The 18,250-nt window shown below is 57.6% G+C and carries 23 protein-coding genes; 12 read left to right on the top strand and 11 right to left on the bottom strand.

From position 1 onward, the window contains the following. Nucleotides 1-2 precede the first annotated feature (2 nt). The 7 genes from Q0650_RS16980 to Q0650_RS16950 form a co-directional block, all read right to left on the bottom strand. Nucleotides 3-404 (bottom strand): Hsp20/alpha crystallin family protein, encoded by a 402-nt coding sequence (locus tag Q0650_RS16980; RefSeq protein ID WP_298821124.1) that lies wholly within the window; start codon nt 402-404, stop codon nt 3-5. A 20-nt stretch (nt 405-424) separates the two neighbouring features. Then, nucleotides 425-685 (bottom strand): hypothetical protein, encoded by a 261-nt coding sequence (locus tag Q0650_RS16975; protein ID WP_298821122.1) that lies wholly within the window; start codon nt 683-685, stop codon nt 425-427. 111 nt (nt 686-796) lie between these two features. Continuing rightward, nucleotides 797-1,114: a chaperone modulator CbpM gene (locus tag Q0650_RS16970; RefSeq protein WP_298821121.1), complete on the bottom strand. Its 318-nt coding sequence runs from the start codon at nt 1,112-1,114 to the stop codon at nt 797-799. Nucleotides 1,115-1,155: 41 nt separating this feature from the next. Continuing rightward, nucleotides 1,156-2,346 carry a S1C family serine protease gene (locus tag Q0650_RS16965; RefSeq protein WP_298821119.1) on the bottom strand — a complete coding sequence of 397 codons (1,191 nt, stop codon included), beginning with the start codon at nt 2,344-2,346 and terminating at the stop codon, nt 1,156-1,158. A 115-nt stretch (nt 2,347-2,461) separates the two neighbouring features. Next, a complete protein-coding gene (locus tag Q0650_RS16960) occupies nt 2,462-3,388 on the bottom strand; it encodes a J domain-containing protein (RefSeq protein WP_298821117.1) in 927 nt (308 codons plus the stop codon). A 72-nt stretch (nt 3,389-3,460) separates the two neighbouring features. Beyond that, nucleotides 3,461-4,642: a VLRF1 family aeRF1-type release factor gene (locus tag Q0650_RS16955; protein WP_298821115.1), complete on the bottom strand. Its 1,182-nt coding sequence runs from the start codon at nt 4,640-4,642 to the stop codon at nt 3,461-3,463. A gap of 21 nt (nt 4,643-4,663) precedes the next feature. Further along, entirely contained in the window at nt 4,664-4,885 is a 222-nt protein-coding gene (locus tag Q0650_RS16950; RefSeq protein WP_298821113.1) for a DUF2905 domain-containing protein, read from the bottom strand. A 390-nt stretch (nt 4,886-5,275) separates the two neighbouring features. On the opposite strand from Q0650_RS16950, the gene Q0650_RS16945 reads away from it, so the two are divergent. From Q0650_RS16945 to argC, 11 genes are all read left to right on the top strand, one after another. Continuing rightward, nucleotides 5,276-5,434, top strand: coding sequence for a hypothetical protein (locus tag Q0650_RS16945; protein WP_298821111.1), 159 nt, complete (start codon nt 5,276-5,278; stop codon nt 5,432-5,434). A 415-nt stretch (nt 5,435-5,849) separates the two neighbouring features. Continuing rightward, nucleotides 5,850-6,782: a prohibitin family protein gene (locus tag Q0650_RS16940; RefSeq protein ID WP_298821109.1), complete on the top strand. Its 933-nt coding sequence runs from the start codon at nt 5,850-5,852 to the stop codon at nt 6,780-6,782. 327 nt (nt 6,783-7,109) lie between these two features. Then, nucleotides 7,110-8,237: a homocitrate synthase gene (gene lysS, locus Q0650_RS16935; protein ID WP_298821107.1), complete on the top strand. Its 1,128-nt coding sequence runs from the start codon at nt 7,110-7,112 to the stop codon at nt 8,235-8,237. Nucleotides 8,238-8,378: 141 nt separating this feature from the next. Further along, nucleotides 8,379-9,650: a 3-isopropylmalate dehydratase large subunit gene (locus tag Q0650_RS16930; protein ID WP_298821105.1), complete on the top strand. Its 1,272-nt coding sequence runs from the start codon at nt 8,379-8,381 to the stop codon at nt 9,648-9,650. 77 nt (nt 9,651-9,727) lie between these two features. After that, complete coding sequence (locus Q0650_RS16925) at nt 9,728-10,228, top strand: homoaconitate hydratase (RefSeq protein WP_298821103.1); 501 nt, start codon at nt 9,728-9,730, stop codon at nt 10,226-10,228. After that, nucleotides 10,228-11,229, top strand: a complete 1,002-nt coding sequence (locus Q0650_RS16920) for an isocitrate/isopropylmalate dehydrogenase family protein (protein WP_367280833.1) — start codon at nt 10,228-10,230, stop codon at nt 11,227-11,229. Before Q0650_RS16925 ends, Q0650_RS16920 begins: the two co-directional genes overlap by 1 nt. Nucleotides 11,230-11,244: 15 nt before the next feature. Continuing rightward, the gene (gene lysW / locus Q0650_RS16915) at nt 11,245-11,412 is read left to right on the top strand and encodes a lysine biosynthesis protein LysW (protein WP_298821099.1); all 168 of its coding nucleotides are present in this window, start codon (nt 11,245-11,247) and stop codon (nt 11,410-11,412) included. Between the two features lie 22 nt (nt 11,413-11,434). Next, nucleotides 11,435-11,602 carry a lysine biosynthesis protein LysW gene (gene lysW / locus Q0650_RS16910; protein WP_298821096.1) on the top strand — a complete coding sequence of 56 codons (168 nt, stop codon included), beginning with the start codon at nt 11,435-11,437 and terminating at the stop codon, nt 11,600-11,602. Between the two features lie 22 nt (nt 11,603-11,624). Then, nucleotides 11,625-11,792, top strand: a complete 168-nt coding sequence (lysW, locus tag Q0650_RS16905; protein ID WP_298821095.1) for a lysine biosynthesis protein LysW — start codon at nt 11,625-11,627, stop codon at nt 11,790-11,792. A gap of 11 nt (nt 11,793-11,803) precedes the next feature. Beyond that, a complete protein-coding gene (gene lysX / locus Q0650_RS16900) occupies nt 11,804-12,652 on the top strand; it encodes a lysine biosynthesis protein LysX (protein ID WP_298821092.1) in 849 nt (282 codons plus the stop codon). A 225-nt stretch (nt 12,653-12,877) separates the two neighbouring features. Continuing rightward, entirely contained in the window at nt 12,878-13,912 is a 1,035-nt protein-coding gene (gene argC, locus Q0650_RS16895; RefSeq protein WP_298821090.1) for an N-acetyl-gamma-glutamyl-phosphate reductase, read from the top strand. A 47-nt stretch (nt 13,913-13,959) separates the two neighbouring features. Here argC and Q0650_RS16890 read toward each other — a convergent pair whose 3' ends face one another. Next, entirely contained in the window at nt 13,960-14,226 is a 267-nt protein-coding gene (locus tag Q0650_RS16890; protein ID WP_298821088.1) for a hypothetical protein, read from the bottom strand. Nucleotides 14,227-14,706: 480 nt separating this feature from the next. Between Q0650_RS16890 and trxA the strand changes: the two genes are divergently transcribed. After that, nucleotides 14,707-15,483 (top strand): thioredoxin, encoded by a 777-nt coding sequence (gene trxA / locus Q0650_RS16885; RefSeq protein ID WP_298821086.1) that lies wholly within the window; start codon nt 14,707-14,709, stop codon nt 15,481-15,483. Between the two features lie 278 nt (nt 15,484-15,761). Here trxA and Q0650_RS16880 read toward each other — a convergent pair whose 3' ends face one another. From Q0650_RS16880 to Q0650_RS16870, 3 genes are all read right to left on the bottom strand, one after another. Beyond that, the gene (locus Q0650_RS16880) at nt 15,762-16,757 is read right to left on the bottom strand and encodes an SPFH domain-containing protein (protein WP_298821084.1); all 996 of its coding nucleotides are present in this window, start codon (nt 16,755-16,757) and stop codon (nt 15,762-15,764) included. Between the two features lie 52 nt (nt 16,758-16,809). Next, complete coding sequence (locus Q0650_RS16875) at nt 16,810-17,838, bottom strand: glycosyltransferase family 2 protein (protein ID WP_298821082.1); 1,029 nt, start codon at nt 17,836-17,838, stop codon at nt 16,810-16,812. A 127-nt stretch (nt 17,839-17,965) separates the two neighbouring features. After that, nucleotides 17,966-18,250 (bottom strand): DNA polymerase (locus Q0650_RS16870; protein WP_298821080.1); only part of this gene is annotated, 285 nt, incomplete at its 5' end.

Here is an 18,250-nt window from a genome sequence, read left to right as displayed (position 1 = left end):
AGTCATTCTCCCTCTGACACCGGAATGATCACCTGCCGCAATGCGCGCCTGGCAAAAGGTAACCGGATCTCAAGCAAGCCGTGCAGCGCGCGCGCGCTGGTTTGATCGGGATCGATCGGACGCTCAAATGGCACCTCGATCTGAAACACGCCGGCGGCGATCTCCATTCGGTGCAGGCGACGCAAACCCGGCGGCAGCGACAATTGACGCGCGCCGGCAATTCTGACGAACTCAGGAAAGGCTTCGATCTGCAACGTCGCCGGGTCAACCCCGGCCAGTTCGAGCACCACCACCATCTCGCGATCGGTCTCGAACACATTTAGCGGTGGTGACCATGGCCGGGTGTCAAACTGGGCGTAGGGCAACCGGCTGCGGAGAATGCGAATATACTGAGAGTCACTCATTGTTTGGTTCCTTGTTGTGCTTACGGCTCAATCAGAAACGCGCGTTTGAAGAGTTCGTAGCGACGTTTGACCTGTCGCACACGCCAACCAAGCACCAGTAGCACGATCCCGATGGCGATGAAGAAGGCTGCAGCCAGAAAAGCGAGCAACTCCGGCCAGATGATCACCGCGATTCCGAGCGCAATTAGCGCGACACCTTGCGAAAGGTAAAACCACCAGAGCGCCGAGAGTTCAGCGGTCAGATAGTCAAAGGGCCGAAAATCAATCGAGTATACCGTCATTGGTAACCTCCTTTCTATGATAGACTTGTTTTTTCGCATTCGCGACTGCGCGTCGCAAGCCGGTAGCGATCTGGGTCACGACGCAAGCCGGCAGATGATTCCCGGCAGAATTTACTCATACCATTCCGCATCGACCCAGGACGTTACGCGGTCAAACGCGCGCCGGTATGCCAGTTCAGCCCGCAACCGATTGATTTCCCGCTGCATCGCCAGCATGCGCCGACGCATATGCAACACCAGATCAATGGCATCGAAAGGCACGCCCAGATCGTCGATCAGGCGACGGATCCGGCGCAATTCATCAAACTCAACCGCCGGCAATTGAGGAATGGGGTGAATGTACCCCAGGTCGGCCAGATATTGCAAGATAGATACCGGCAGACCAACATCCATTGCCAGATCTTCCAGACTCGCGCGTCGCACCAGCATAGTCAGCATCTCCACGTTTCAAATCCGGCAAGAGTTGCAGCCTAAAAGCGCAACTCGGCCAGGGTGACCGGTAAAGTCAACTCACGACCATCACGGATCACCGTGACCTGCACGGTTTCACCAACCTGCGTTTCAGTTTCCAGATAGACCAGCAGCTCCTGAGAGGTGGCAATTACCTGCCCATTGATTGCCACAATCACATCGCCGCCAATCGGCAGATTCAAGTTCCCTACCCGCGCCAGTCGATCAGGGCCACGCAACCCGGCCTGTTCTGCCGGCCCACCGGCAATCAGATCGGCGATCAGCAAGCCTTGCGTCACAGGCAACCGCATCCCGGCCTGCTCAAACAATGCGGCTCGCTGTGGCGTCAATTCGATGACCCGCACACCAAGCGAAGGATGGGGATAACGCCCCTCGCGGATTAAGACCGGCACCACCCGTTGTACTGTGCGCGCTGAGATGGCAAAGCTGATCCCGGCGTTGGCCCCACTTGGGCTGAGGATAGCCGAATTGACACCGATCACCCGGCCCGTCAAGTCGAGCAGCGGTCCACCCGAATTACCGGGATTAACAGCCACATCCGACTGAATCACCTCGCCGATGAAACGCTGGTTAGGACTCTCGATCACACGGCCCAGCGCGCTGATAATCCCAAAGGTGAGCGTTCGTTCCAGGCCGAATGGATTCCCAATGGCGAGCACAAATTGGCCGACATAAACGCTCGTCGAGTCGCCGATTGGAAGAGGCCGGATCTCGTTTGCCGGTAGATCCACCTTGATCACTGCCAGATCGTTCGATGGATCGACACCGACAATTTGGGCCGGCAAAGCTCGCCCATCGGCGAGCGTCACCTGCAATTCATCGGCGTCGGCTATAACGTGATAGTTCGTAATGATATGGCCTAGCGTATCGTAGAAAAAGCCTGATCCACTCCCCTGGCGCGGCACCGGATTGAAGAAGAAGTCGTAGCTAATCGAACGGCTGACAATGTTAACCACGCTTGGCCCGGCCTCGCGATACACAGCGGCAATCTGCGCTTCCAGATCGGTCGCCGTAACCGGAACAACAGTTGGCGCAATGATCAGGGCTGGTGTTGGCGAAGGGCTAACAGCCGCAGCCGGCTGGCGATTCCCCGTAAAGGCAGCCCAGACGAAAGCGCCGGCAATCACTGCCAGCAGCGCCAGTTCGATGAACAATACCAGCCACCGGCCACGACCCCTTTGGCGTTCCATACGCTCACCTCATCGGTTCAAAGCATATTATCCCTACCACCACTTTCCCGTTCCTCACTCCTGCATCATTGCGCCACTGCACTACGCGGCTAAAGAGATTAGCCGGCAGGCGGCGCTACCGTCTACGGTTACGCACCAGCTCGCGCAACGTTTGCAACTCGGCGTCGGTTAACGGCTCAGGCAATACCAGCTTCACCCGCGCAAAGAGATCGCCTCGCTCAGCCGGGTTTTCCAGGCGTGGCATCCCCTTCCCGCGCAGGCGAAAGACCTTATCAGCCTGAGTGCGTGGCGGTATCTTGAGCGTCACCGTTCCGTCAATGGTAGGAACACGCACCTCGCCACCCACTGCCGCGGTAAAAGCATCAACGTCGATAGTGGTCGTCAAGTCATCGCCATCGCGCTCGTACTGCGGATGCGGTTCGACTTCAACAACCAGATAGAGATCGCCAGCCGGGCCACCGCCAATACCGGGAGCGCCCTGCCCACTCAGGCGGATGCGAGTGCCGGTACGCACACCGCGAGGAATGCGCGCCTCGATGCGGCGATCGCCAACCTGCAACGATCGGGTCGCGCCTGAGAAGGCTTCCTCAAGCGAGACAGTCACCGGCACTTCCAGATCGCGCCCGCGCGCCGGTCGGCTTGAGCGACGGAACTGCGGCTGCCCGAAGATCGAGCTAAAGAAGTCGGAGAAGGGGCTATCGGCCCCGAACAGGTCTTCCAGGTCTTCGGGCGAGACGTTGTACGTATAGACTTGTTGACCCGGCGCCGCCTGCCACTGGCTCCAGTTGAAATCGCCGCGGCCACCACTCCGTTGCCAGCGCTGGTAATACGAGCGCAACTCATCATACTTGCGTCGCCGCTCAGGATCACTGAGGGCCTGATAAGCCTCATTGATCTCTTTGAAGCGCTCTTCGGCTTTTTTGTCACCCGGATTGACATCAGGGTGATACTGCCGCGCCAGCTTGCGGTAGGCCTGCTTGATAGCCTGATCATCAGCATCCGGGCTTACCCCTAAGATGGCATAGTAATCTTTGAATTCCATAGTCTTTCCGACAGGTTATGTTTTGTTATTCCACCGCGCAAACCGCCTTGTGCCCGGCATTGGGGCAACAGTCTACCAGCGGAGCAGACCGGCCAGCCCACTGAAATCGCGCAGTAGCCGATCTTCTGCCGGGCCAGCGACAAACTCCAGGCGGGTTGCAAAGGCCGCACAGAGATCGACAATCACATCACGCAACGCCACCGGCTGCGGTTCACTGTCAGGCGCCAGCAGCGCTGCCTGCTCGCGACTGGCGGCCAGCAGACCGGCTCCAGACATCCAGACCTGAGCGTCGAGTCGCCAGGGCGCTACCAGCACACTAAGGCGACCCTCCTGGAGAGCCGTTAGGGTTGGATCGATCCCCCATATGCCGGGTTGGCGCGCAATCTGCTCAAGCAAACGCTGTTCATGGTCTTGCTCGGCCTGCGCAAGCGCCGGCAAGACCTTTGCCAGCACGTGGGCAGGCGACGCCTCAGGATGGGGGAGATCGGCTACGTGAGCCACGATCATCGCCTGCACGGTACGCGGCAAAAGGTCGGCAAACTGCTTCGTTGCCTCTTCTCGACCCAGCAATATCAGGCGGCGGATACCAAAATGCGAGAGCGCGCGCTCGGTCAGACCGGCCAGCCGTTGCAAATAGCGCGTGGCGATATTCTCCATACGGCGCGCGAAACGGTCGCGGTTGCCCATCGCCTGCGCGCGCAACTGCTCGCGCAACCGGTTTGGATCGAACTGGGCTACCTCACGCCACAGATCGGCCTCAACGCTGCGGAAGACATCAGTGTGTTCGACAATCTCACCAAGAAAGACTTCGAAGAAGCGCCAGCCCTCGCCACGCAGCCAGACCACGGCAGTGCGCTCGTATTGATCGAGCGCATAAATGAGGGGTGCGATATACGGATCGCCCCAGCGCGCCTCAACCCGGCCATTGGTCAAATCCAGCAACGGCAACGAAATGTGCAGCGGCAACCTGGTTATCGCCACAGTTGCGCTCTTGCGTTCGGCAACCGGCGAAGCGGCAAAGAGCGCCAGTGTGCGCGCTTCCGGCGCAATTTCAGCCTCGAGCGCAGCCAGCACTGCCTCTTCAATCTCTGTCGGCGCGCCCAGAGCTTTGACTGCATTGCGTGCCCGCAATTCCCAGGCCCGCCGCTCGTTCTCTGGCTGAGCCGGATTAACTTCAACGTACAGCGACAACACCGGCGGCTGCAATTCACCCAACTCGGTGCGGAGCTGATGCACCATCTCGCGATCAATCATACGTCCATTCCTTTCCGACCGTTATCGCCACCAGCGCGCAATCAGGTTAGCGATGACGGTCAATACCAGACTCACTACCAGCATCGTACCCAGCGGAATGAAGATCGTCAGATTATCGCGCTCGATCAGAATATCTCCAGGCAAACGGCCCAGCCAGGGCAGCCGACCGGCGGCCAGGATCACCACTCCGACAATGATCAGCAAGAGACCGACGCCAATCAACCATCGTCCTAGCTCGGTCATAGCCGCACCTCCCCTCATGATCTTCTGCTAAGCGGTATTATGATGAACCGGTATTAATTGGCGGTCAACAGGTTGCTAATAATGTGTTAGAGCGGAAGCTGTAGCCGCTCAGGGTTCTGAATCAGTATACTGTTTCTCACCTGGACAACGCCAGAGGTGAGCATTACCCGCCTGATCCAGCAAACGACTGTGGGTGAGTTAGTACCAGACTTAACAAATATCGTTTTTCTACTTTACAATGTGTGCGCTGACTGTGAAACGACAACGAATCAGTGATGAATCTAACCGGAATACAGGACGTTTCCGGAGCCTTGGGCTTGTTACCGACATCCGACGAGTAACAACTGGCCAGCGGCCAACCCGTTCAGCGTGACCGAGGTAGGGGCAGGTTTGAAACCTGCCCCTACCTTCCGCCTTGATGCCTCCGCCGCCAGTCGCACCGCCACCGGCGGTCTGGGGCCGGGTTGCAACCTGCCCCTACTTCCCGCCCCCGACTGGCTGGGGCCGGGTTGCAGCCTGCTCCTACCTCCCGCCCTGACGCTGACGTGATGTCACCGTCTAGACGATAGTCGTGTGAGCCAGCTTCAAACCTGCCCCAGCTCGTCCACCTTTACCATATCCAACCACACCTTGCAGGGAGAAGTGTCGGTACTATCAAAAACCAGGAAACCAGCATTATAGAGAGTGAAGCATATCTAAATGCGATCAGAGACCATCACTATGATTGGAACACAGTATTAAAATCCATCTTGCGTGAATCACATCGTATTGGTCAATCATCTCGACGCACAGCAATCAAGCCTTGTAACCGACGACGCAGAGGTTGCTTCAACCGTTAAGCACGGGATAAATCCCCCATCATTCCATCTTTCAGATCAAGTATACTGATCTTGATGGGATAAAGCTTTAAGATTGGCGCATTGCCTGTCATCGCTTTTCAGACTAGTTAGAAAGAGATATCGCTATGAACCAGAGTCGTCAAACATTTCCCACTCCTGCAATGCCAGGATGGTCGATGTCATTCCTGGTTGGAATTATCCTGATCGCTATGGTAGGAATTTTTGGCGTGAGCAATTCGGTGACCACCATCGAAGCCGGCACTCGCGGAGTGTTGAAAACCTTCGGCGAGATTACCGGCATCCTTGATGAAGGGTTGCACTTTCGCGTGCCATTTATCACGTCGGTGACGGTAGTTGAAGTGCGCACGCAGCGCTATGAGTCGAATTCGAGTGCCGCTTCGCGTGACCTGCAAACGGTTACAACTCAGGTCGTGATTAACTACCGGCCTGATGCAACTCAGGTTGACCGCCTGGTGCGTGAGATCGGGGTTGATTACGAGCGACGGGTTGTCGATCCGGCCATTCAAGAGGCTATCAAAGCAGCCACTGCTCGCTTCACTGCCGAAGAGTTGATCACTCGCCGGCCCGAAGTTTCAGATCTGATTCTGAGCGTCTTGAGCGAACGTCTGACTCCGCGTGGGGTGATTGTGGAAAGTGTCTCGATCACCGACTTCAATTTCAGCGCCGAATTCGCGCGCGCGATTGAGGCCAAGCAGGTAGCCGAACAAGATGCGCTGCGCGCGGCGCGCGAGCTTGAGCGAGCGCGGATTGAGGCTCAGCAACAAGTGGCGCGCGCTGAAGCTGAAGCCAAGGCCCGACTGGAAATTGCGCGCGCCGAAGCTGAGTCGTTGCGTCTGCTCGGCGAGGTTGTCTCGCCGCAGTTGCTGCAATTGCGCTTCATCGAGCGCTGGGATGGAATCTTGCCTCGCTTCGTCGGCGGTGATAATGGCCTGTTAACCATGCTCAGCATTCCTACCGAAGACATTTTGACTGAGCCGGCAGCTACTCGCGCCACGCCCGGCCAAAATGCCGCGCCATCTTTGGAAACAACGCCATAAGGTGGTAGTGATGCAAAGAGTGACGGACGTGTAGCTTGACACGGTTTTCAACTTCTGCTATAGTCGTACCGCTATGAGAAACGAAACTTCTTTCACCAAGCAGAGCAAGCGCGCGAAGAAGCCGGACGAAAGGTCTGGTTAGCTCACCTTGTCTGCTGTGTGGAAGAGACAAGACCCGGCTCGCCAGACCAACGGTGCGCCGGGTCGATTGTTTGTGAATGGAGGAAGCGATGAAACGCATACGCACTGTCAGCCCGATTGCTTACACGCCACGCTACTGCCGGCCTGAGCTGTTTGGTTCCTGTCAAGTGAGAGAGGTACTACTGTATGTCGCTGCCTGAGCGCCTGTTCTTTGTCGATACGACCCTGCGCGAAGGCGAACAATTCGCCAGCGCCCGCTTTACAACCGCTCAACGGATCGCTATCGCTGAGATGCTCGACGCCTTCGGCGTAGAGTATATTGAACTCACCTCTCCTGCCGCCTCACCGCAGAGTGCGCGTGATCTCGCTACTATCGCTCGTCACGGGTTGCGCGCCCGTATCCTCACCCATATTCGCTGTCACATGGCCGATGCACGCCTCGCCGTCGAACACGGCGCTCAAGGCGCGAACCTGCTCTTCGCCACGTCAGAACCACTGCGCGCGGTTAGTCACGGTCGCAGCTTGAGCGAGATTCTGGCCGAAGCTGAGCAGGTGATTACCTATCTGCGCGACCACGATGTTGAAGTGCGCTTTTCGTGCGAAGACAGTTTTCGCACCGATCTGGCCGACCTCATTCGGATTTACCGCGCCGTCGAAGCGATGGGAGTGCAGCGTATCGGCCTGGCCGATACGGTCGGTATCGCAACGCCACGGCAAGTCTATGACATTGTGAGTGCAGTGCGCGCTGAAGTGCGCTGCGATATTGAGTTTCACGGCCATAATGACAGCGGTTGCGCTATCGCCAACACGTTCTGCGCCGCTGAAGCCGGCGCTACCCATCTCGATGTCACAGTGCTCGGCATTGGTGAACGCAACGGTATCGCCAGCCTGAGCGGGATGATTGCCCGTATTGCCAGTGTTGACCCCTCGCGTGTGCAGCGTTACCGCCTCGATCTGCTCCCCAAGATTGATGAGACAGTTGCGACAATGCTCGGTATCGAGATACCTTTCAATCAGTGCATCACCAGCCCGACAGCTTTTCATCACAAGGCCGGGATGCACACCAAAGCTGTGCTGGCCGATCCGCGCAGCTACGAAGTCCTCGATCCCAGCCTGTTTGGTCGCCAGCGCACGATTGCCGTTGCCCATCGCCTGGTTGGCTGGCATGCGGTTGCCGAACGGGCCCGCGAGCTGGGCATTACTCTGAGTGAAGCGCAGGCCCGCGCTGCCGCTGCCCGTATCAAAGCGCTCGGTGATGAGCACGATCTCGATGGGGCGATGATCGACGAGATTCTGTATAGCTATGCCGAGTAATCCGATTGTCAGACCGGTCAACTGACGCCGGGGGAAAGTTGCAGTCTGCTCTCCGCGCTCACACAATGAGAGCTACGGCTGCAATCAGCGACGCCGCGTCAACCTGGAGAGCAAGGTGATAGTAACGGAGAGGGTACGACAATGCCAACCATGAGCGAACAGATTTTGAGCCGTGTCGCCGGTCGCCCGGTGCGTGCCGGTGAGGTGGTAACAGCCAATGTCGATCTGGTAATGGTTCACGACAGTCTGGCTCCCGGTATTATTCGCATTCTGCACAACGAGCTAGGCGCCGAACGGGTCTGGGATCCCCGGCGGGTTGCAGTGGTGATCGATCACGTTGCGCCTGCCGCCAGCGTGCAGACGGCGGAAAAGCAGCAGGAAGTGCGCCGATGGGTGCGCGCGCAGGGTATTCCCAACCTGTTTGATGTGGGGCGCGGTATCTCGCACCCGGTGCTGGTCGAAGAGGGTCTGGCGCAGCCGGGGATGTTGATTTTGGGTAGCGATAGCCACAGTACGGCTTATGGGTGTGTGGGGGCATTTGGTACCGGTATGGGCAGCACCGACATCGCGCTGGCGCTGGCTACCGGTAAGACCTGGCTGCGCGTGCCAGAGACGATTGTCGCGCGCGCCCGTGGTTCTTTCGGGTTTGGCGTTGGTCCGAAGGATCTCGCCCTCCGCGCTGCCCGTCTCCTCCGCGCCGACGGCGCAACTTACGCCACTATCGAATGGCATGGCGTAGAACAACTCAGCGTGATGGAGCGGATGACCCTGGCAACACTGTCGATTGAAATGGGCGCAAAGGCCGGTCTTATCCCGCCAGCAGGTCTCGATCTCACCGGCCCGCTCGTCCCTACCGTCGATGCCGATGCGCAGTACCTGCAGGTCGTTGAGATTGATCTCAGTCAGCTCGAGCCACAGATCTCCGCTCCGCATTATGTCGATAATGTTGCCGACCTGAGCGAACTGGGCCGGGTAGCCGTCGATGTGGTATACCTCGGCACCTGTACCAACGGCCACTATGAAGATATGGCAGTCGCGGCCCAAATCCTGGCCGGTCGTCGCATCGCCCCTGGCGTGCGTATGATCGTCGTGCCGGCCAGCGCCCAGGCTCTGCACCGCGCTGCCGCCGACGGCACGCTTGCCACTCTCCTGGCCGCCGGCGCAACAATCGGCACGCCGGGATGCGGTGCCTGTATCGGTCGCCATATGGGAGTGCTGGCTCCCGGTGAAGTCTGTCTGTTCACCGGTAACCGTAACTTCCGTGGGCGCATGGGCAGTCCTGAAGCGCAGATCTATCTGGCTTCACCGGCAGTGGCAGCAGCAACTGCGCTGACCGGTTATCTGACCGATCCGCGCTCGGTCGTAGAAGGGCTGCCGGTAACAACCGGCAATGGAACGGTTCAGGCTGGGTAAGCTACGCCGGGTAGTGCGTGCATTACCGACACACACCAGCACATCTGGCTGCATACATCAGAAAGAGAGGCATATTTATGGCTCGCGTCTGGCTGTTTGGCCCCGATATTAATACTGATCAGATCGTTCCTGGCCGTTATGCGCCGTACATGCTGAAAGACGAGAGTGAATTGCGGCGCTATCCTTTTATTGAGCATCGCCCTGACTTTGCTGCCAGTGTCCGTCCAGGAGACATCATTGTTGCTGGCAAGAATTTTGGCTGCGGTAGCTCGCGTGAATACGCTCCGCTGGCGCTTCGTATGGTCGGTATTGGGGCAATCATTGCCCCGCTGTTCGCCCGGATCTTCTTCCGCAATGCGCTCAACCTCGGCATTCCCTGCTTTACCGCCGATCTGACCAGTGAGCTGACCGATGGCGATGAGGTAGAGCTTGATCTGGAGAATGGCATCATTACGACCGGTAATGGCCGCTCTATCCATCTGCCGCCGCCGCCACTATTCCTGCGTGAAGTATGGGCTGCCGGCGGGATCGTTCCCTTTTACCGGCAGTATGGTCGCTTCCCCGGTGAGGTGGCATGATGCAGATCTGTGTCATTCCCGGTGATGGGATCGGACCCGAAGTCATGGCAGTGGCGACGGCAGCGTTGCGCGCGCTGGCGCCTGACATGACCCTCACCGAAGCGGAAGCGGGGTGGGGGGTCTTCCAGCGCACCGGCGTCGCCCTCCCTGCTGAAACCCTCGCAGCAGCTCGCTCGGCGACCGCCATCCTGTTTGGCGCCGTCGCGTCACCGAGTCATCCGGTACCCGGCTACCGCAGTCCGATTGTCGAATTACGCCGCGCGCTCGATCTCTACGCCAACATTCGACCCACAACCGGGCCGGGTGTTGACCTTGTTGTAGTGCGTGAAAACACCGAAGACCTGTACAGCGGACGCGAGCGGCTGGAAGATGACGGCAACACCGCGATCGCTGAGCGAGTTATCACGCGGACTGCCTCAGCTCGTATCGCGCGCACTGCCTGTGAACTGGCTCGCTCGCGTCAGGCTGCCGGCCATCCTGGCAAAGTCACCATCGTGCATAAGGCCAACGTATTGCGCCTCAGCGATGGTCTCTTCCGCGCGGTAGCCTTCGAAGTTGCCGCTGACTATCCCGACCTTACGTTTGAAGAGCGGCTGGTTGATGTGGCAGCGATGCAACTGGCCGCGCAACCGCAACGGTTCGATGTGATTGTCACGACCAACCTCTTTGGAGACATCCTCTCTGATATTGCCTGTATTCACGGCGGTGGTTTGGGAGTCGCAGCCAGCAGCAATCTCGGCCACGGTCAGGCGTTGTTCGAGCCGGTGCATGGCGCTGCTCCCGACATTGCCGGTCGCGGGATTGCCAATCCAACCGCAGCGCTCAACTGCGTGGTGATGCTGCTGGAATGGCTTGGACGCCTGCCTGCCGCCGAACGACTGCGCCAGGCGATGGCGGAAGTTGCCGCTGACGACATCGCTACACCTGACGTTGGCGGTAACGCAACTACTCGTGAAGTTGCTGATGCTCTGCTTGAACGATTGACAACTGCTCAGGTTTGAAAGGAGAACTATACGATGCTCGCCGAGTGCCCTGAATGCGCCGCTGAGATCACGCTCCCGGCCAATACGCTGGAAAACGAGATCATCGCCTGCCCCGACTGCGGCGCCGAACTGGAAGTCATTAGCCTGAACCCGCCCACTCTCGCCCTCGCCCCTGAGGTCGAAGAGGATTGGGGTGAGTAGTTGACCGAAAGGAGTGATGCTCATGCATGCCGAGTGCCCTGAATGCGTTGCTGAAATCACGCTCCCGGCCAGTACGCTGGAAAGCGAGATCATTGCCTGCCCCGACTGCGGCACCGAACTGGAAGTCATTAGCCTGAACCCGCCCACTCTCGCCCTCGCCCCTGAGGTCGAAGAGGATTGGGGTGAGTAGTTGACCGAAAGGAGTGATGCTCATGCATGCCGAGTGCCCTGAATGCGTTGCTGAAATCACGCTCCCGGCCAGTACGCTGGAAAGCGAGATCATTGCCTGCCCCGACTGCGGCGCCGAACTGGAAGTCATTAGCCTGAACCCGCCCACTCTCGCCCTCGCCCCTGAGGTTGAAGAGGATTGGGGTGAATAGGAGAAATCGCTATGCGCATCGCCGTCCTCTGTTCGCGCATCCGCGCCGAAGAGAAGCTGCTCTTTCAGGAGCTGGAACGCCGCGGTCTTGATTATGTCAAAGTTGATGACCGCGAGCAGATCTTTGACCTGCATCAGACCAGCTATCCGTTTGACGTTGTGCTCGAACGCTGCATCCAGCACAGCCGGGCATTGTACATGCTGAAAATTCTTAATGATGCCGGCGTGCCAACCGTCAATACCTACCACGTTGCTCTCACATGTGGCGATAAATTCCTCACCACTCAGGCATTGATCCACGCTGGCGTGCCAACACCACGTTGTTTGCTAGCCTTCACGCCAGAAAGCGCGCTGGAAGCGATCGAGCAGCTTGGCTATCCGGTTGTGCTCAAACCGGTGATCGGCTCGTGGGGCCGCATGGTTAGTAAGATCAATGACCGTGATGCTGCCGAAGCAATCCTCGAACATCGTGATGTGCTGGGGAACTATCAACATTCGATCTTTTACATTCAGCAATACATCGACAAGCCGGGTCGGGATATTCGCAGCTTCGTGATCGGTGATGAGTGCATCGGCGCGATCTATCGTACCAGTCCGCACTGGATCACCAACACCGCTCGCGGCGGCGTGGCGACCAATTGCCCGGTGACGCCAGAGCTTGCCGATCTCAGTATCCGGGCCGCGCATGCAGTTGGTGGCGGTGTGGTCGCCATCGATCTGCTGGAAACTCCAGAAGGTGAACTCCTGGTCAATGAGGTCAATTACACGATGGAGTTCCGCAATAGCATCGATACAACTGGTGTCGATATTCCGGCCCGGATCATTGATTACGTGCTGGAAGTGGGGCGGGGGCGCGGATAATGACACGCATCACGTTAGTCGGTGGGCGCGTCAGGATGAATAAAGAATTGAGCTGAATGCAGCGCCGGCCAGCCATCGCTTGCTCGCCAATGGAAGCGGAGGCTGGCCGGCCACAGCGAATGGCAGATGCATGAAATGGCTCATACCCGATAATGAGTCTCAGACAAGAACAACTTATGGCTCCACCGGCTACATCGACTGGGTAGACATTGTGTGAGGAAAGCAATGACTCTACGAGTGAGTATTGTGGGCGCGAGCGGTTATGTCGGCGGCGAATTGCTGCGGCTCCTGCTCGATCACCCGCATGTCACGATTGCGCAGGCGACCAGCGCGCGCAATGCGGGCAAGTACCTCTACCAGATCCATCCAAACTTGCGCGGACGCACCAGCCTGCAATTCATTCATCCCGACACGTTACAGCCGTGCGATCTCCTCTTTCTGGCTCTTCCACACGGTGAAGCGGCGCAGGCTATCGAGCGCTACGCCACTCTGGCGGAGCGGATCATTGATTGTTCAGCCGATTTTCGCCTGCGCGATCCAGCGGTCTACCAGCGCTGGTACGGAGGACAACATCCGGCGCCAGCCTGGCTCGAACGGTTTGTGTACGGACTACCCGAAGTCAATCGCACTGCCTTGACCGGCGCGCGCTACGCCAGCGGCGTCGGCTGTAACGCTACAGCCACGAATCTGGCACTGCTGCCACTGGTGCAGGCCGACCTCATCGACCGTAACCGTCCGATTATCGCCGATGTCAAGGTTGGTTCATCAGAGGGTGGCGCGACCGTGAGTGAGGCCAGCCATCACCCGGAACGATCCGGCGCAGTGCGCTCATTTGCTCCGGTCGGACATCGCCATCTCGCCGAAGTTGAACAGGTCACCGGCCTGCGCAACGTCCACATGTCAATCACTGCAATCGAGCTTGTCCGCGGCGCACTGGCAACCGTCCACGCATTTGCCGCGCGCGAGCTAAGTGAAAAAGAGTTGTGGTCGGCGTACCGGGGGTTTGCCCGTGAACAGCCTTTTGTGCGCATCGTCAAAGAGCGTCAGGGAATCTATCGCTATCCCGAACCAAAAATACTGGCAGGAACAAACTATGCCGACATTGGCTTTGCCTATGAACCGGATTCGGGACGAATTGTCAGTATCTGCGCGATTGACAATTTAATGAAGGGGGCGGCTGGCAGTGCGGTACAGTGTATGAATTTGATGTGCGGTTTCAACGAGACGACCGCTTTGACGTTTAGCGGCCTGCATCCGTAAGGTAGCAACTGTAGGGGCAACACGACAGCAGCCCCTACAGTATGCTCCTACTCACGTCCGGTCAATTGCTGATCGACTAGTTCAGCTTGCAGCGCGCTGATCGCCACCAGCAAATGGCGCTCACGCTCGGCCAGAGTCGCCGCCATAGCGCGGGCCGCCGATAATCTAGCTGCGCGGGCCAGCGCTGCGGCGCCAGCAGGAACGGCTTCACTCTCAAGCTGAGCCACCGAGCGCTGCGCTCGCTCAATGCCTGGACGCAGACTTTCAAGACGAGCAGTCAATTCCTCGATACGCCGGCGAAAATAATCTTGCATGTCATTGACCTCCACACACATTCGCCGGACGCACTTCACGCGCCGCGGCGACAATGTCCTGAGCGGCACCGTCGCCGCGACTACTCCCAAAGATAAAGTATACCGGCATTGCACAATTTTTGCAACAATCGTGCAGAAGTGTTGCAATTCAAAAATAAATCACAAATGTGATCTTTTTCAAAAAATGCTACACTCGTGACACTTACCTGGACGAGGTAAGCCTGCTGCCCAAGACAGAATCCTGCTCGTCAGATCGGGCAACCTCCATATCCTCAACTGAAGCAATGCGCGCCGATTGACCTCTGAATCACCAGCCTATAACGCGGCGCTAACACTTCGTTACCGTCCTGCTAACGGCGATAAGGTAGAGTGTAAGCAGAAATAGCCGCTCCTGTGCCGGAAGGCATTGCCACAGCGACCGGCAAGAGGCTGCTACAGGCTGAGAGCACTTATGCACTACAACCACCATGAGGAACAACTATGGTCTTCGCGACACCGATACGCACCAGTGAACAGAGTGTCGAGCGGGTATTGCGCGCGGGGTTGCCGGTACTGCTGGTCTTTGACCGTCGGGGATGCCCCACCTGCCAGCAGCTCGAACCAACCCTTGAACGGTTAGCGCAACGGTTTGCCGGTAAGGCATTGATTGCCCGGATTGATGCCGATGATAACCCGGCGCTCGCGCGCAAATACAATATCACCGATCTGCCAGGGATCGTCTTCTCAAGAGGTGGCGCGATCTTAGGACGCACCGCAGGCGTTGTTACCGAGTCTTCCCTGGAGGCGTGGCTGCAATATATGTGTGGTGAAGGCTCACAACCACCACTACCAGCCGGGCCAAGCGTCCCATTCCATCGCGCCGCACCGACCGGACAAGGTTCAACAACCGGTTCTTCGCCGCAGCGCCCGTCTACCAATGGGCAGCACGGGGCGAGCGGGCCGGTCACTCTGCGCGACAGTACGTTTGATCAGATAATCGGACAGAGTCGACAACCGGTACTGGTCGATTTTTGGGCGCCATGGTGCGGGCCGTGCCGGGCCGTTGCCCCTGTCATTGAACGACTGGCGCAAGAGTTTGCCGGCAAAGCAGTGGTAGCCAAGCTCAACGTCGATGAAAATCCTTACACGGCGCAGCGCTTTGGCATCACCGGAATACCGGCGCTCTACATCTTTAAAGACGGGCGCGTGGTCGATCGGCTGGTTGGCGCGCAGCCATATCAAGTCGTGCAACAGGCATTGGCGCGCCATGTGAGATAAGGTAAGGAGAGTGGGCACGGCGGTGATGTGCCCCTCCACAACCGGTTGTACCCGTGTTTGCAGGGGGAGTGCGGCGCAGCACTGGCACCAGACTAACGCATCTGCATACGCGCCGGCACAATGACCGCATCCTTTAGCAGTCCGCAGGGGCACGGCAGCGCCGTACCCCTGCGCAATATTCCCGCATTCGTGAAAGTTGCACTGGTGGCGCACCCACACTACGACTTCACCACATGGGCGGGTATTCAACGAGCGTTGATGTCCACTGAAACCGCCGGTTACGGACTCACTGCCCCCTCACCAGGCGCCGATGGAGTCGTTTGCCGACTGTTGCCGGGCTGCGGAATCACTAACGCCTGACCTTCAGCAGTCTGATTGTTAAGCAGGATGGTCAGATTAGTATTCGGATCAACAAACCAGACATTGCCGTTTGCCATCATCTGCACAAGCAATTCACGTTTCCGCAGCTCGAACAGCTCAGGATTTTCACGCCAATAACGACCCTCAATTGCGCGCACCTGAGCTTCGCGGTTTGCCGCTTCAAGGGCGGCAGCGGTAATACCCCTCTCGCGGGTCAGGGCAACCAGCGCTTCCTGTTCGGCCTGGAAAAGATTATTCGCCTGCTGCGCCTCAATCTGCTGGCGGCGCTTCTGCTCAGTCTCGATTTGAACTTCGAGATTCGCCTTCTCGGCCAGCAATTGAGCGTATGTCTCACCAACCTTGATGTCCAGCACTTTTACCGCTTCGATGGTGATATAAAGCTGATCAACTGGCGCGCGTTGACCATCGCCGGGAGGGGTGGTGAGAAAACGGCGAATGCGCTCAGCAAAAGCGCCACGATCCGAGAGTGCTTCATCGAGGGTAAACTGTGTGCTGGCACTCTTGAGCGCATCGTTGATAAAACCATCGAGAAAGTCGTTGAGCTGAATATCACTTACCCCGATTTCAGAATAGGCTGCCCTGAGTGCTGCTTCATTCGGCAAGCGACGAAAATCGACCTGAATGTCAATATCGTACAGTTGTTTGTCACTGCTCGCGACGTTTTGCGAGATCTGACGCGATTGGCGTCGGATATTGACCAGCTCGATTTCGGTAAAGGGCGCAAATGGACGGAAGATCGGCCCCGGCCCATGAACTGCAACGATCCGTCCCTGTACCAGCTCGATGGCAGCCTGTCCTTCATCGACCTGTACATACTTCATCGTGCTCAAGCCGATACCGACAATGATCAACAGCAAAATAAACCCACTTACCAGCGATAATCGAGTGTTCATTGTCCCTCCTCCGCCTGAGCGTGATACACGATGGCTCATTGCCATATCCCCTCTACGTCGGTAACGACGTATGTTCCTGTTGAGTAGTAGTACGTGTATCAACGGGTGAAGTTGCAGCCGAATCGGCAATACCAAGCGTTTCGGCAACGATGTAAAGAGGCCGACCCTTCACTTCATCATAGATGCGACCAACGTATTCGCCGATGATACCGAGCGAAATCAGTTGTACGGCGCCGAGGAAGAGGACACTCGCCAGCGTGCTGGCCTGGCCGTAGAAGGCTGGTTCCGCCGCGCTCGGATTGGCCAGACGCATCACAAACACGATGAGGAGAAAGATCATACTAATCGCGGCCACAACAAAGCCGAGGTAGGTTGCCAGTTGCAACGGTAAATACGAAAAACTGGTAATGCCATCAAGCGCGAAGCGTAACATCTTGCGCAGTGGGTATTTGGTGGCGCCAGCCGCGCGAGCGCGACGACGGTATGGGACGCCGGTCTGACGAAACCCTACCCAGGCCGACAGACCGCGCATAAAACGGTGGTGTTCACGCATCTTCTTGAGCGCATCAACCACCTTGCGATCCATCAGGCGAAAATCGCCGGTGTCAACCGGAATATTCACATTGGTAATCCGCACAATTAACCGGTAGAAAATAGCTGCCGTCGTTTTCTTAAACCACGTTTCACCCTCGCGCTCTTCGCGCACACCGTATACCACCTGATACCCTTCGCGCCAGCGAGCGATCAGATCAGGAATCACCTCAGGCGGATCTTGCAAATCGGAATCGATCACGATAATCGCCTTGCCGGAAGCGTAATCAGTGCCGGCAGTAATCGCAATCTGATGCCCAAAATTGCGCGAAAAGTTGATCACCTTGATCCGCGGATCGCGCTCGTGCAATTCGCGCATAATTTCGGGCGAGCGATCACGACAACCATCATTGACCAGAACAATCTCAAATGGCTCGCCCAAAGGTTCAAGCGCGGCAATGACCCGCCGGCAAAATTCGGCAATCAGTTGTTCTTCGTTGTAGACTGGTGCAACCACTGAAAATGTAGGTTGCAGATGCGATAGTGACATATGACCTCCCCGTCTGGACAGACGGTAGCAGCAGGCTTAAGGCCACGGAATTGCTGCTGAACAACACAAGCCGGATCACAATTCACCCAAGCTGTGCCAGACCTTTTGCGTTGAGATCGGCAATGCTTTAGCCAGTAAATGGTGCCATCTCTTCCCAGTTAGGGCCAGTTTCCAGATTCACGCCCAGCGGCACTTTGAGATCGTAGACGCTGCTCATCACCTCGCGCAGCAAGTGGGCGACGGTAGGAACTTCGTCAACAGGAGCTTCGGCGATCAGTTCGTCGTGGACTTGCAAAAGCAGGCGTGTTTGCAGGTTGCGTTCACGCAACGCTCGTCGCACATTGACCATCGCCATCTTCATCAGGTCGGCAGCCGTACCCTGAATCGGCGCATTGATTGCTTCGCGTTCCGC

Origin of the sequence: uncultured Chloroflexus sp., assembly GCF_937129525.1 — a bacterium.
Lineage (GTDB): Bacteria > Chloroflexota > Chloroflexia > Chloroflexales > Chloroflexaceae > Chloroflexus.
The sequence above is the reverse complement of the archived record's forward strand: the minus strand, read 5'-3'. Positions and strand labels throughout refer to the sequence as shown.

What these genes read in the sequence shown, in the direction of transcription:
- Q0650_RS16920 (WP_367280833.1), top strand. Translation starts at nt 10,228, where the DNA reads ATGCAGATCTGTGTCATTCCCGGTGATGGGATCGGACCCGAAGTCATG.
- lysW (WP_298821096.1), top strand. Translation starts at nt 11,435, where the DNA reads ATGCATGCCGAGTGCCCTGAATGCGTTGCTGAAATCACGCTCCCGGCC.
- Q0650_RS16880 (WP_298821084.1), bottom strand. Translation starts at nt 16,757, where the DNA reads ATGAACACTCGATTATCGCTGGTAAGTGGGTTTATTTTGCTGTTGATC.
- Q0650_RS16950 (WP_298821113.1), bottom strand. Translation starts at nt 4,885, where the DNA reads ATGACCGAGCTAGGACGATGGTTGATTGGCGTCGGTCTCTTGCTGATC.
- Q0650_RS16970 (WP_298821121.1), bottom strand. Translation starts at nt 1,114, where the DNA reads ATGCTGGTGCGACGCGCGAGTCTGGAAGATCTGGCAATGGATGTTGGT.
- Q0650_RS16925 (WP_298821103.1), top strand. Translation starts at nt 9,728, where the DNA reads ATGGCTCGCGTCTGGCTGTTTGGCCCCGATATTAATACTGATCAGATC.
- Q0650_RS16875 (WP_298821082.1), bottom strand. Translation starts at nt 17,838, where the DNA reads ATGTCACTATCGCATCTGCAACCTACATTTTCAGTGGTTGCACCAGTC.
- Q0650_RS16955 (WP_298821115.1), bottom strand. Translation starts at nt 4,642, where the DNA reads ATGATTGATCGCGAGATGGTGCATCAGCTCCGCACCGAGTTGGGTGAA.
- Q0650_RS16975 (WP_298821122.1), bottom strand. Translation starts at nt 685, where the DNA reads ATGACGGTATACTCGATTGATTTTCGGCCCTTTGACTATCTGACCGCT.
- Q0650_RS16960 (WP_298821117.1), bottom strand. Translation starts at nt 3,388, where the DNA reads ATGGAATTCAAAGATTACTATGCCATCTTAGGGGTAAGCCCGGATGCT.
- trxA (WP_298821086.1), top strand. Translation starts at nt 14,707, where the DNA reads ATGGTCTTCGCGACACCGATACGCACCAGTGAACAGAGTGTCGAGCGG.
- lysW (WP_298821095.1), top strand. Translation starts at nt 11,625, where the DNA reads ATGCATGCCGAGTGCCCTGAATGCGTTGCTGAAATCACGCTCCCGGCC.
- lysX (WP_298821092.1), top strand. Translation starts at nt 11,804, where the DNA reads ATGCGCATCGCCGTCCTCTGTTCGCGCATCCGCGCCGAAGAGAAGCTG.
- argC (WP_298821090.1), top strand. Translation starts at nt 12,878, where the DNA reads ATGACTCTACGAGTGAGTATTGTGGGCGCGAGCGGTTATGTCGGCGGC.
- lysS (WP_298821107.1), top strand. Translation starts at nt 7,110, where the DNA reads ATGTCGCTGCCTGAGCGCCTGTTCTTTGTCGATACGACCCTGCGCGAA.
- Q0650_RS16965 (WP_298821119.1), bottom strand. Translation starts at nt 2,346, where the DNA reads ATGGAACGCCAAAGGGGTCGTGGCCGGTGGCTGGTATTGTTCATCGAA.
- Q0650_RS16890 (WP_298821088.1), bottom strand. Translation starts at nt 14,226, where the DNA reads ATGCAAGATTATTTTCGCCGGCGTATCGAGGAATTGACTGCTCGTCTT.
- Q0650_RS16940 (WP_298821109.1), top strand. Translation starts at nt 5,850, where the DNA reads ATGAACCAGAGTCGTCAAACATTTCCCACTCCTGCAATGCCAGGATGG.
- Q0650_RS16980 (WP_298821124.1), bottom strand. Translation starts at nt 404, where the DNA reads ATGAGTGACTCTCAGTATATTCGCATTCTCCGCAGCCGGTTGCCCTAC.
- lysW (WP_298821099.1), top strand. Translation starts at nt 11,245, where the DNA reads ATGCTCGCCGAGTGCCCTGAATGCGCCGCTGAGATCACGCTCCCGGCC.
- Q0650_RS16930 (WP_298821105.1), top strand. Translation starts at nt 8,379, where the DNA reads ATGCCAACCATGAGCGAACAGATTTTGAGCCGTGTCGCCGGTCGCCCG.